11 protein-coding genes are annotated in these 11,790 nt (G+C 72.6%); 5 read left to right on the forward strand and 6 right to left on the reverse strand.

What is annotated here, in order from left to right:
* Positions 1-36 precede the first annotated feature (36 nt).
* Entirely contained in the window at positions 37-513 is a 477-nt protein-coding gene (gene soxR / locus ACIQFZ_RS06915) for a redox-sensitive transcriptional activator SoxR (protein WP_361416454.1), read from the forward strand.
* A gap of 199 nt (positions 514-712) precedes the next feature.
* Here the strand turns inward: soxR and ACIQFZ_RS06920 are convergent, their stop codons facing one another.
* Positions 713-1,315 carry a hypothetical protein gene (locus tag ACIQFZ_RS06920; RefSeq protein WP_361416451.1) on the reverse strand — a complete coding sequence of 201 codons (603 nt, stop codon included), beginning with the start codon at positions 1,313-1,315 and terminating at the stop codon, positions 713-715.
* A gap of 15 nt (positions 1,316-1,330) precedes the next feature.
* Positions 1,331-1,474 (reverse strand): hypothetical protein, encoded by a 144-nt coding sequence (locus tag ACIQFZ_RS06925; protein WP_376651695.1) that lies wholly within the window; start codon positions 1,472-1,474, stop codon positions 1,331-1,333.
* A 92-nt stretch (positions 1,475-1,566) separates the two neighbouring features.
* Between ACIQFZ_RS06925 and ACIQFZ_RS06930 the strand changes: the two genes are divergently transcribed.
* Positions 1,567-4,380 (forward strand): penicillin acylase family protein, encoded by a 2,814-nt coding sequence (locus tag ACIQFZ_RS06930; RefSeq protein ID WP_402690780.1) that lies wholly within the window; start codon positions 1,567-1,569, stop codon positions 4,378-4,380.
* Between the two features lie 42 nt (positions 4,381-4,422).
* On the opposite strand, the gene ACIQFZ_RS06935 is transcribed toward ACIQFZ_RS06930, so the two are convergent.
* Together ACIQFZ_RS06935 and ACIQFZ_RS06940 are read right to left on the reverse strand one after the other, a co-directional pair.
* Positions 4,423-5,739: a serine-threonine protein kinase gene (locus tag ACIQFZ_RS06935; protein WP_402690781.1), complete on the reverse strand. Its 1,317-nt coding sequence runs from the start codon at positions 5,737-5,739 to the stop codon at positions 4,423-4,425.
* A gap of 85 nt (positions 5,740-5,824) precedes the next feature.
* Complete coding sequence (locus ACIQFZ_RS06940; protein ID WP_402690782.1) at positions 5,825-7,066, reverse strand: exo-beta-N-acetylmuramidase NamZ domain-containing protein; 1,242 nt, start codon at positions 7,064-7,066, stop codon at positions 5,825-5,827.
* Positions 7,067-7,258: 192 nt separating this feature from the next.
* On the opposite strand from ACIQFZ_RS06940, the gene ACIQFZ_RS06945 reads away from it, so the two are divergent.
* Both ACIQFZ_RS06945 and ACIQFZ_RS06950 read left to right on the forward strand, forming a co-directional pair.
* A complete protein-coding gene (locus ACIQFZ_RS06945) occupies positions 7,259-8,023 on the forward strand; it encodes an SDR family oxidoreductase (RefSeq protein ID WP_383059415.1) in 765 nt (254 codons plus the stop codon).
* A 139-nt stretch (positions 8,024-8,162) separates the two neighbouring features.
* Entirely contained in the window at positions 8,163-8,756 is a 594-nt protein-coding gene (locus ACIQFZ_RS06950) for a TetR/AcrR family transcriptional regulator (protein ID WP_365431629.1), read from the forward strand.
* A 75-nt stretch (positions 8,757-8,831) separates the two neighbouring features.
* On the opposite strand, the gene ACIQFZ_RS06955 is transcribed toward ACIQFZ_RS06950, so the two are convergent.
* On the reverse strand, positions 8,832-9,347 hold the full coding sequence (locus ACIQFZ_RS06955) for an NUDIX domain-containing protein (RefSeq protein ID WP_365431626.1): 516 nt from the start codon (positions 9,345-9,347) through the stop codon (positions 8,832-8,834).
* An 88-nt stretch (positions 9,348-9,435) separates the two neighbouring features.
* Positions 9,436-10,329, reverse strand: a complete 894-nt coding sequence (locus ACIQFZ_RS06960) for a DMT family transporter (protein WP_365774386.1) — start codon at positions 10,327-10,329, stop codon at positions 9,436-9,438.
* A gap of 467 nt (positions 10,330-10,796) precedes the next feature.
* Between ACIQFZ_RS06960 and ACIQFZ_RS06965 the strand changes: the two genes are divergently transcribed.
* Positions 10,797-11,747, forward strand: a complete 951-nt coding sequence (locus ACIQFZ_RS06965; protein WP_365431620.1) for a hypothetical protein — start codon at positions 10,797-10,799, stop codon at positions 11,745-11,747.
* Positions 11,748-11,790 lie beyond the last annotated feature (43 nt).

The raw sequence follows: 11,790 nt of genomic DNA on the forward strand, positions 1-11,790 counted from the left end.
GACCGGGCGGGTGGCGCGGTGGGTAGGCTCTGAGAGGTGCCCCAGATCCCCGAGAAGATCCACGAGCTGACCGTCGGCCAGCTGTCGGCCCGCAGCGGCGCCGCCGTCTCCGCCCTGCACTTCTACGAGTCCAAGGGTCTGATCAGCAGCCGCCGCACAACGGGCAACCAGCGCCGCTACTCCCGCGACACGCTGCGCCGGGTCGCCTTCGTCCGGGCGGCGCAGCGCGTGGGCATCCCGCTCGCCACGATCCGTGAGGCGCTCGCCCGGCTCCCCGAGGAGCGCACCCCCACCCGGGAGGACTGGGCCCGCCTCTCCGAGGCCTGGCGCTCCGAACTCGACGAGCGCATCAGGCAGCTCAACCGCCTGCGCGACCACCTCACCGACTGCATCGGCTGCGGCTGCCTGTCCCTGGACACCTGCGTGCTGTCCAACCCGGACGACGTCTTCGGTGAACGCCTGACGGGCTCGCGCCTGATGGCGGAACGGGGGAGCGGCGCCGGCCGCGCGTAGTCCCCCGCGGTGGGCGCCGGCGCATCCCGGCGGAACCGGCCACCGCCGCGCCGAACTCCCGGACCGCCCTACGAGACGCGCCGGTCCGCCCCGTGCCGACAGGCGCCGGCGGTCCCCCGGCCGCCGGGCGGGCTCCGAGGCGCCCCGTCATTCGTCCGGCAGGACCGGCGCACCTCACCTCAAGGGCCTGACGTCGTGGTCAGGCGGACATCAGCAGCCGCCCCCGCCTGGCGTACGCCAGGGCCTCGGGCGTGAGGACGGGCAGCGGGACCAGGATCCCGCAGACCGCGCAGACCGGGCCGGACGACGGCTCGTGATCCAGGTCGTACGTCCAGGCCAGCCGCTCACCGCCGCACACCGGGCACGCCGCGCCCGGTTCGCGCTCCAGCGCGGCGATCAGTCGGCGCAGCACCTCGGCCAGCGGTTCCCGCGGGTGCACCCGCGGGTCGTCGCACCAGGCGACCCCGAAGCCGCCCCAGGTCATCCGGTGCCAGTCGTCCACGCTGCCCGGCCTGCGCAGCCCGTCGTGCTTCTCCTGCTTGCGGCGCCTGGCGAACCCGGCCTCGTAGTCGAGCCACACCGAACGCGCTTCTTCGAGTTCGTCCAGTGCGGCCACGAGCCGCACTGGATCGGGGGACCTGTCCTCGGGTCCGAACCCGGCCCGGGAGCACAGATGGTCCCAGGTCGCCCTGTGCCCATAGGGAGCGAACCGCTCGAGGCACTTGCGCAGCGAGTAACGCCGCAGCGCCAGATCGCACCGCGGGTCCCTCACCTGTCTCGCCAGACTCCGGAAACCGGCCATCGCCCTGCACCTCCGTCACACCTGCATCCGCACTTCGGTCACTGCGGCGTCGTCGTACGGAGCCGTCGTGACGGCTCCGCCGGATAGACGTGCCGACATCCGATCCGGCTCCATCCGTTTTCCGATGCCCGCCATAACGCCGCCCTGGTTGACCTCCACGAGGTGGCCTCAAAAAGTGACGCATGTTCATCTTCCCCCTGGGTGATACCGGCGGTAACGTCCCGGCACCACCCCCGTCGGGAGGAGCTGCCATGCACCGGCGCACCCCACACTTCGCGCTTGCCAGACTGAGAACTCCCCGCAGATTCCCCGGGTTCCTGAAGACCGCATCGGTATGCGTCCTCATTGCCGGTCTTTTGTCACCCTTTTCCCAAGCGGCCGCGGCCGGGACGCCGGCCGGCGCCGCCGCCGCCGTGACCGCCGCGGCCTCGAACGACTACTGCGGCGGCCAGTGCTCCGACATCCTGCCGCCCGGCGAGAACGGCAACGCCACCCTCGCCCAGATCCTCCTCAACCAGGCCTTCGGCACCCAGCCGAGCCACGCGGAGGACCAGCTCGGCCCGTACGCCAACCTGGCCACGGGCTACCCGGCGCTCACCGACGCGAAGATCAACTCCTTCTTCAACGACGCCTCGTTCGGCGTCGCCTCCGGGCAGATCGCCTCCACCGAGAAACCCGCGGGCCGCAGTGACGTGACGATCGTCCGCGACAAGAAGACCGGTGTGCCGCACATCACGGGCACCACCCGCTACGGCACCGAGTTCGGCGCCGGATACGCCGCCGCCCAGGACCGGCTGTGGCTCATGGACGTCTTCCGGCACGTCGGCCGCGGGCAGCTGACCTCCTTCGCTGGCGGCGCGGCCGCCAACCAGGGCCTGGAGCAGGAGTTCTGGCGCAACGCCCCGTACACCGAGGTCGACCTCCAGGCGCAGATCGACCGCGCCGTGGCCGGCAACGGCGCCCGCGGGCAGCAGGCCCTCGCCGACGTGAACGCCTACCTCGACGGCATCAACTCCTACATCGACGCCTCCGACTCCGGCCGCTACTTCCCCGGCGAGTACGTCCTGACCGGCCACAAGGACTCGATCACCAACGCCGGCACCGTCGCCCACTTCAAGGTCACCGACCTGGTCGCGCTGGCCTCCGTGGTCGGCGCCCTGTTCGGCTCGGGTGGCGGCGGCGAGGTGGACAACGCGCTGTCCCTACTGGCCGCCCAGTCCAAGTTCGGCGTCGAGGAGGGCACCAGGATCTGGGAGTCCTTCCGTGAGCGCAACGACCCCGAGGCCGTCCTGACCGTGCACGACGGCAAGAGCTACCCGTACGCGACGAAACCCGACGACCCCAGGGGCCGGGCCCTGCCCGACGCCGGCTCGGCGGCCCAGGAGCCGCTGGTGTACGGCCGCACCGGCAGCGCGGCGACCGCGGCCGCGCGGGGCGCCACCTCCTCGGCCGCGAAGAGCGCCCTGACCTCCGCCCGGCGCGGCATGTCCAACGCCCTCGTCGTCGGCGGCGAGCACACCGCGAGCGGCCACCCGGTCGCCGTCTTCGGCCCGCAGACCGGCTATTTCGCGCCCCAGTTGCTGATGCTCCAGGAGATCCAGGGCCCGGGCATCAGCGCCCGCGGCGCCTCCTTCGCCGGCCTGAGCATGTACGTCGAACTCGGCCGCGGTCAGGACTACTCGTGGAGCGCCACGACGTCCGGCCAGGACATCATCGACACCTACGCCGTCGAACTGTGCCAGGACGACTTCCACTACCTGTACCGCGGCACCTGCACGGCCATGGACAAGGTCGAGCAGACCAACTCCTGGAAGCCCACCGTCGCCGACGGAACGGCGGCCGGCTCCTACACCATGCGTGTGTGGCGTACGAAGTACGGCCCGGTCGAGTACCGCGCCACCGTCGGCGGCAAGAAGGTCGCCTACACCACCCTGCGCTCCTCCTTCCTGCACGAGGCCGACTCGATCATCGGTTTCCAGATGCTCAACGACCCCGACTTCGTGAAGGGCCCCGAGGACTTCCAGAAGGCCGCGCAGCACATCAACTACACGTTCAACTGGTTCTACGCCGACTCCCGGCACACCGCGTACTACAACAGCGGCGACAACCCGGTGCGGGCGAACGGCGTGGACGCCGAGTTCCCGGTGTGGGCGCAGCCGGCGTACGAGTGGCGGAACTGGGACCCGGGGGTCAACACCGCGGACTACACCCCGCCCTCCGCCCACCCCGCCTCCGTCGACCAGGACTACTACGTCTCCTGGAACAACAAGCAGGCCCTGGACTACTCCGCGGCCTCCTGGGGCAACGGCTCCGTGCACCGCGGCGACCTGCTGGAGGATCGGGTGAGGAAGCTGGTCGCGGCCGGCGGGGTGACCCGTGCCTCACTGGTGAAGGCGATGGCGGACGCTGCCGTGGCCGACCTCAGGGCCGAGGACGTGCTGCCGAACCTGCTGAAGGTGATCAACGGCTCGCCGGTGACCGACTCCGCGGCCGCGGCGGCGGTGGGCAAGCTCCAGACATGGCTGTCCGCGGGCGCCAAGCGCACCGAGACCTCGACGGGCTCCAAGACCTACGCCAACGCCGAGGCCATCCGGATCCTGGACGCCTGGTGGCCGCTGCTGGTGAAGGCCGAGTTCGAACCGGGGCTCGGCAGCGATCTGTACAGCGCCTTCACCGCCAACCTGCCGGTAGACGAGTCCCCGTCGGCCGGGCACGGCCCGACCGGCTCGCACGCCGGAAGCGCCTTCCAGTACGGCTGGTGGAGCTATGTCGACAAGGACATTCGGACGGTGCTCGGCGAGTCGGTGCAAGGCCCACTGGGCCGGACGTTCTGCGGCGGCGGCAGCCTGAGCGCGTGCCGGGACACCCTGATCGGCACCCTGAAGCAGGCGGCGGGAGCGAAGGCGGCCCAGGTCTACCCCGGCGACGACCAGTGCTCCGCGGGTGACCAGTGGTGCGCAGACTCGATCGTCCAGCGCGCCCTGGGCGGCATCAAGCACGGGAAGATCAGCTGGCAGAACCGCCCGACCTTCCAGCAGGTCGTGGAGTACACCGGCCACCGGTAGGTCCTTCCGAACCGGCGGCTCGACCGGGGCGGCGGGCCGGTGTCAGTGGACACGGCCCGCCGCCAGCACCACCCGCGCCAGCTCCGGGTGCACGATGTCGCTGTGCGCGCCGGACGGCGGGCCGCCGCGCCTGACCACCTCGGCCGCGTCCACGTTGACGCATCCCGACGCCGGGAACGGCGCGGCCAGGGCCGCGGAGAGGGTGCACGCGCGTGTGCCGGGCACCGCCTGCACGCCGTCATGCCCCATCGCACCCCAGCGGGCCCCGAGCAGGGCGCCCACGTCGAGGCCGAGCACCGACCGGTCGTCGTCCGCCATCCGCGAGGCCAGCGGATACAGCGTGCCGAGGGCCGTGTCGAAGCGGGAGTGGCAGCACACCAGGGGGCCGTCGACACGGCGCTCCCTGCCCCGCAGCACCCCGCCCGCGCCCGGATCGCCCGGCAGCCGGGGCGCGAACGCGTAGTGGGAGAAGGCCCCTTGGAGCAGCGTCACGGACTTCACCGTCCGCACGCCCTCGGGCAGCCCGCTCAGCGCGAACGACACCAGCCGCCCGCCGAAACTGTGGCCCACCAGATGGACCCGCACCCCGGGCGCCGCCTGCGCGAGCCGTCCGACCACCGGGCCGAGCCCCCGCTCGCCGACGGTGCCCGCGCGCCGCTTCATCGTGTAGTACGTCGCCTGCCGCAGCAGCTCCTTCGCCCCGTCCCACGGGTTCGGCAGCGCGAACGACCGCTGCCCGCCCGGGTCCCCGAGCCCGGCGAGGGCCCCGGCGAACTCGGCGCAGACCTCCGCCGCGGGCCGAGCGAACATCGCCGGCTCGCGCTGCGGCACGCCCTCCGTCACGGTGTCCGCCGCGAAGCGGGCCCACGGCCCCGGCGACACGTCCTCGACCAGCCGCCGCACCAGCCGTCCGAACTCCTCCAGCGCGGCCGGTTCGCGCGCGGGGCCGTCCAGCATCCGCGCGAGTGTGCCGACCACCGCGGCCCGCCCGGGGAAGGTGTCCCGCAGTGCCTTCCGGGTGTCCTTGTCGAGCGCCGCCGACGGCACCGGCCCGGCGGCGGTGGACCGGGGGAAGTCGGGAATGGGCTCGTCACAGAACCGCATCGACGGCCACACCACCCCGACGTACCCGATCCGGGCCGCCGGGGCGAGCCGCGGGACGGGCGCGAAGAAGCTGCTGTAGAGCCGGGTCGCGCCCGAACGGTCGTTGTTCCAGCCGTGCGCGAAGACGATCAGGTCGCGCACGTCCCGCCGCTCGACTCCGGCGAGCAGCCGGTCCCGCTCGGCGCCGTCCACGTCCCCGTCGGCGTCGAAGGTCAGTTCCCAGTAGGGAGCCACGCTGATGTCCGGTACCGCCATGACCGACCCCTTCATCCCCGGAAGCGGAGCGATGTGTCGCGCATCGTCCTGCCAACGGGCCGGGCCGGCCAGGGGTCACGGCCCGTCAGTAGAGGAGGTATTCCTTCCGGGTCTTCCGGAACGCGGCCAGCTCCTGCCGCCACGCCGCCACCACCTCGTCGGTGTCCGCCCCGGCGTCGATCATCGTGCGCACCTGGGTGGAACCGGTGAGCTTGTCGATCCAGTTGTCCGAGCGCCAGGCGAACCCGCTCCAGACCCGCTTGGCGGTCACGAGCAGTGCGATCCCGGTCCGCACCGGATCGAAGGCGTCCCGGTTGTGCACGTGGATCTGCACCCCGCCGACGGTCGTGTTCTGGAACTTGGAGAAGGTGGGCGTGAAGTACGCCTCCCGGAAGTGCACGCCCGGCAGGCGCAGCGCGTTGGCCGCGGCCGCCCAGCGCCCGTCGACGCCCGCCGCGCCGAGCAGTTCGAAGGGGCGGGTGGTGCCCCGTCCCTCCGACAGGTTGGTGCCCTCGAACAGGCACGTTCCGGAGTAGACCAGGGCGGTGTCGGGCGTCGGCATGTTCGGGCTCGGCGGCACCCAGGGCAGCCCGGAGGCGTCGTAGAAGTCCGAACGCCTCCAGCCGGTCATCAGGACGGTCTCCAGCGGAACCGGCGTGGTCAGGAACTCGCCGTTGAACAGCCGCGCCAGCTCGGCGACGGTCATGCCGTGCGCCTGCGCGATCGCCTTCCGTCCGACGAAGGTCGCGAACTCCGGGTGCATCACCGGCCCCAGGGCCTCCCGGCCGGTCATCGGGTTGGGCCGGTCGAGCACCACGAACCGCTTGCCGGCGAGGGCCGCGGCCTCCATGCAGTCGTAGAGCGTCCAGATGTAGGTGTAGAAGCGGGCGCCCGCGTCCTGGATGTCGAAGACGACCGTGTCCACGCCGGAGGCCGTGAAGACGTCGGCGAGCGGCTGCCCGCTCTTGAGGTACGTGTCGTACACCGGCAGCCCGGTGGCCGGGTCGTCGTAGCGGCCCTCGGAGCCGCCCGCCTGCGCGGTGCCGCGGAAGCCGTGCTCGGGGCCGAAGACGGCCACCAGGTCCACCCGGCGGTCGGCGTGCATCACGTCCACGATGTGCCGCACGTCGCGGGTGACGCCGGTCGGGTTGGTGACGATCCCGATGCGCTGCCCGCGCAGCGAGGCGTAGCCCTCGGCGTCGAGGCGCTCGAAACCGGTGCGCAGCGGGCGGTTGCCCCCGGGGGCGGCCTGGGCCGGGGCCGCCACGGCTCCGGAGGCCGCCGCGGCGGCGGTGGTGGCGAGCAGGCTCCGTCTGGACAGCTTCATACAGTGACCTCCGTGATCGCGGCGGGTGTCATGCTCACGCACGCTAGCCTGCGCCCGCCCGCCAGGGAACGGAGCGGACGGCGCCTCCTGCGGAACATTCCTTCCAATACCACATACCGACTGGTTAGTCTGAGGCGGCGGAGTCGAGTCGATCCGTGTCGTGTCGTGTCGGAGCCATGCCGAAGGAGACCGATGGTGCAAGCCGTGCAGGGTGCGGGAGTGGTCGTCACCGGGGCCGGGGGCGGAATCGGCGCCGCGCTGGCCCGCCGGTTCGCCGCCGAGGGCGCCCGGGTCGTCGTCAACGACCTCGACGCCGACCGGGCCGCGTCCGTGGCCGGGGAGATCGGCGGCATCGCGGTCCCGGGCGACGCCTCCGAGGCCGTCGCCGCGGCCCGTGACGCGCTCGGCGGCACGGTCGACGTCTACTGCGCCAACGCGGGCCTCGGCTCGGGCGGTTCGGAGGCGGTCGGCGAGGAGGTGTGGGCACAGGCCTGGGACGTCAACGTCATGGCCCACGTCCGCGCCGCCGAGGCGCTGCTCCCCGCCTGGCTGGAACGCGGCAGCGGCCGGTTCGTCTCCACCGTGTCCGCGGCCGGGCTGCTCACCATGATCGGCGCGGCCCCGTACAGCGTCACCAAGCACGGTGCGTACGCCTTCGCCGAGTGGCTGTCGCTGACCTATCGCCACCGCGGGATCAAGGTGCACGCGATCTGCCCTCAGGGCGTGCGCACCGACATGCTGGCCGCCACCGGCAGCGCCGGCGACCTGGTGCTCCAGCCCACCGCGATCGAGCCGGAGGACGTGGCCGACGCCCTGCTCGAGGGCATCGCCGAGGACCGCTTCCTGATCCTGCCGCACCCCGAGGTCGCCGGGTTCTACCGGGCCCGGGCCGCGGACCCCGACCGCTGGCTGACGAACATGAACCACATCCAGCGGAAATGGGAGGAGACCCGCTGACACCGGGGGCGGGGGCGACCGGGGCCGACCGAGATCCTGCCGGACTTGCCGAGGACGGCAAATGGGAAGATCCTCCGTCGGGAACTGCGTTCCCGTAGGCAGCACAGCAAGCACGAACACGGAAGGCAGGTGGCGGCAGGTGCCCAGGACTACGGACTCAGGCGGTACTCCGGTGCCGCAGCGGCTCCTGGCCGCCGCCACCCGGCTCTTCGCCGAGCAGGGCTATGACCGCACCTCGGTGCAGGAGATCGTCGAGGCGGCCGGCGTCACCAAAGGGGCGCTCTACCACTACTTCGGCTCCAAGGACGACCTCCTGCACGAGGTGTACGCGCGCGTGCTGCGCGTCCAGCAGGAGCGCCTCGACGCCTTCGCGGACGCCGACGAACCGGTCGAGAAGCGGCTGCGGGACGCGGCGGCGGACGTGGTGGTCACCACCATCGAGAACCTCGACGACGCCATGATCTTCTTCCGCTCGATGCACCATCTCAGCCCGGAGAAGAACAAGCAGGTGCGCGCCGAGCGCCGGCGCTACCACGAACGCTTCCGCGCGCTCATCGAAGAGGGCCAGCGGGCCGGCGTCTTCTCCACGGCGACCCCTGCGGACCTGGTGGTCGACTACCACTTCGGCTCCGTCCACCACCTGTCGACCTGGTACCGGCCCGACGGCCCGATGGGCCCCCAGCAGGTCGCCGACCACCTGGCCGACCTGCTGCTGCGTGCGCTGCGGCCGTAGCCGGCGTTCGTACGCGCGGTCCGCGTCCGAGCGGGTGCTGGGGGCCGCCCCCGTCGTGCCGCCACCGGGGCCGGTTCACCCCTGTGACCGGTGTGCCTTCAGCCGTTCGTAGGCGGCCAGGCCGTCCGGTACCCACTCCCACTCGCCCAGGCGGCGTTCCACCTCGTCCTCGGGCAGGAAGTCGTGCCAGGCGACCTCCTCGGCCTGCGGCCGCACCGGCAGGTCGCAGCGGACCTGGTAGACCGCCGACCACCAGGTGCGGCCGGCGCCGTCGTCGTACAGGAACTTGAAGAGGTACTCGGGGCGTGGCAGTCCCGTCACCCCCAGTTCCTCCTCGGCCTCGCGCAGGGCCGCGTCGTCGTAGGCCTCGCCCGCGCCGACCACCCCGCCGACGAACATGTCGTGGAGGGAGGGGAAGACCAGCTTGGTGGAGGTGCGCCGGTGGACGAAGAGGCGGCCCTCCGCGTCCCGGGCCTGGACGAAGACGCAGCGGTGGCGCAGCCCCTTGGCGTACGCCTCGCCGCGCGGGGACCGCCCGACGACCCGGTCCTGTTCGTCGACGATGTCGAGGATCTCGTCTTCAGCGCTCATGCCGCCATCCAAGCAGGCCGCGGTGCCAGTCGGCCGCCGTCCGGGTGGGCGGCCGCCACCGTCCGCGTGGCCGCGGGCCCGGTCCGGCTCAGCGTGGTTGCAGGTCGTGTTTCCGCTCGGGCACCGCCGCCCCGTACGGCATCGCCGGGTGCAGGCCGAGCAGGACGATGCCCGCCACGATCGCCGCGAGGCCCGACGCCTCCCAGGCCAGCGCTCCGGTGTCGGTGCGCAGCCGGTCGCCGAGGAAGCCCACTCCGCAGGCGATCCCGGCCAGCGGCTCGGCCGCGGTCAGGGCCGGCAGGGACATGCGCAGCGGCGCCGTCTCGAACGCGCTCTGCATCAGGATCAGCCCGGTGACGCCGATCACCAGCAGGCCGTACGGCTGCCAGCCGGTGAACAGCTCCGTCCAGCCGCCCGCCGAGAACCGCTGCCCGCTCACCCGGGTCAACGCGTCCTGCACGCCGTAGAGCAGCCCGGCGGCCACCGCCAGCAGGACCGGTCCCCAGCTCAGCCGCGAGCGCTTGGCGTACGCCGTCAGCAGCAGGGCCACGCCCACCATCACGCCGATGATCAGCCAGTGCCGCAGCGGGTCGGTGACGGCGCTGCCGGCACGCGGCCGGCCCGCCACGATGAACGCGGTCACGCCGCCGGCCAGCAGGCCGAGCCCCGCCCAGCCCTGGCGGCCCAGCGGCTGTCTGGTCTGCCGTCGGGACAAGGCGAGGGCGAACAGCAGGTTCGTGGCCAGCAGTGGTTCCACCAGCGAGATCTCGCCCCGTCCCAGGGCGAAGGCGCCCAGCACCATGCCGCCGATCATCAGCCCCAGACCGCCCAGCCAGCGCGGCACCTTCATCAGGTCCAGCAGCAGCCGGGGCGAGAGGAAGTCGCCGAGTGGTGCCCGCTGGGCCGCGTTCTGCTGGAGCACGAATCCGAAGCCCAGGCAGCAGGCGGCGCTCACGGCGAGAATCACAACCAGAACCGACACGCTGCGTACCTCGATCATCCGGCCGGGCCACGGGGTGCGTAGTGGCCGACTGTAGCGTCCCGGGGCCCGGCCCGCTGCCGGGATGACCCGGATTTCGGGCGGTCCGCCCGGTCACGGCGCCCCGTGGCCGGGGCGACGGCGCGGCCCTGGACCATGGTGGAACCCGCGGCACCGCCGCGCCATGGCGTACGCCACAGGAGTGACCCTCCCGCGGGACGGGCCGGGCCGGGCCGCCGTCCCGGCCCGGCGACCGGACATCTTCACAAGTACCTCCTGTGTAAGGGAAGTTGACGCGTGTAACGCGAGGGCGACCCTTGACGGAGCGCATTGGCTGGGGGTTTGCTGTCCGTGATCAGCCGATGGCAAGCCGATGACCGACGAGCAAGCCGAGGCCGGTGGGCCGAACGGGGGGCCGCTCCCCGGGCGTACCGGGCCACGAAACAAAGAGCGCGTGAGGAAGTCCCGCGGTGTCCCCACCCCCGCCTCCCCTCGGACGCGGCCGCAAGCGAGCGGCCCAGGCCTTCGACACCGCTCTCGACGACACCGAACTCCGTGACGCGCGCATGGCGTTGGCGCAGGGCCGGTGGCAGGCGGTGCGCTCGCTGCTCGTGCGCACCAACGACGACTGGGACCGCCGGGGGCATCGCGTCACCGTCCTCGCCGAGGAGTCCCACACCGCGGCCTGGACCCGTGACTGGCTGCTCGCCGAGCCCGAGTCCGCCGACGCCTCCGTCCTGCTCGGCATGTCCCTGGTGCAGGGTGCCCTGTGCGGCAGGGAGAAGCCCGACCGGGCCCGCGAGGCCTGCCGGGCGGCGGCCGAGCTGGCGCCCGAGGACCCCACGCCGTGGCTCGGCCTGCTCCTGCTGGAGCGGGGCCTGGGCGACGAGGAGGAGGTGGTCCGCCTCTTCGACAAGGTCCACCACCGCCATCCCGACCACCACCACGCCCACCACCTGATGGTGGCCCAACTGGCCGAGCGGCACGCCGACGCCGGCCCGGACCCGCTGCACGAGGTCTACGACTTCGCCAACTGGGCCGCCGAGCGGGCGCCCGCCGACTCACCGCTGGCCATGCTCCCGGTGGTCGCGCACGCCGAGCGCTACCGCGTCCTGGCCGGCGCCGGCCACGCACAGGCCGACCCGGCCGCCTCCGGGCACTGGACCGGCCGCCGGGCCCGCCAGGTGATGAAGGCCGCCTTCGACTGGTGGCTGGAGTGGGAGCAGGAGGACCATCCCCGCCGCCTGGTCGATCTGAACTTCCTCGCCCACGCCAAGCACTGCGAGGGCCGGGGTGCCGAGGCCGCCGCCCTGTTCCACCGCATCGGCGACCATCCCACCCAGGCGCCGTGGGCGTACCCCGACCGAGATCCGTACACCGCCTTCCGCATCGCGCGCGCCGGCGCGCTCGGTGCGGTGTAGTGCCCCGCAACCCCGTACGCACCACGACCACGACGCCCGAAAG

It is taken from the genome of Streptomyces sp. NPDC093064, from assembly GCF_044754605.1.
Taxonomy (GTDB): Bacteria; Actinomycetota; Actinomycetes; order Streptomycetales; family Streptomycetaceae; genus Streptomyces.

Excerpts from the sequence above, each read along its gene's own strand:
- ACIQFZ_RS06930 (WP_402690780.1), top strand. The coding sequence starts at position 1,567 with ATGCACCGGCGCACCCCACACTTCGCGCTTGCCAGACTGAGAACTCCC.
- ACIQFZ_RS06940 (WP_402690782.1), bottom strand. The coding sequence starts at position 7,066 with ATGAAGCTGTCCAGACGGAGCCTGCTCGCCACCACCGCCGCCGCGGCG.
- ACIQFZ_RS06945 (WP_383059415.1), top strand. The coding sequence starts at position 7,259 with ATGGTGCAAGCCGTGCAGGGTGCGGGAGTGGTCGTCACCGGGGCCGGG.
- ACIQFZ_RS06935 (WP_402690781.1), bottom strand. The coding sequence starts at position 5,739 with ATGGCGGTACCGGACATCAGCGTGGCTCCCTACTGGGAACTGACCTTC.
- ACIQFZ_RS06955 (WP_365431626.1), bottom strand. The coding sequence starts at position 9,347 with ATGAGCGCTGAAGACGAGATCCTCGACATCGTCGACGAACAGGACCGG.
- ACIQFZ_RS06920 (WP_361416451.1), bottom strand. The coding sequence starts at position 1,315 with ATGGCCGGTTTCCGGAGTCTGGCGAGACAGGTGAGGGACCCGCGGTGC.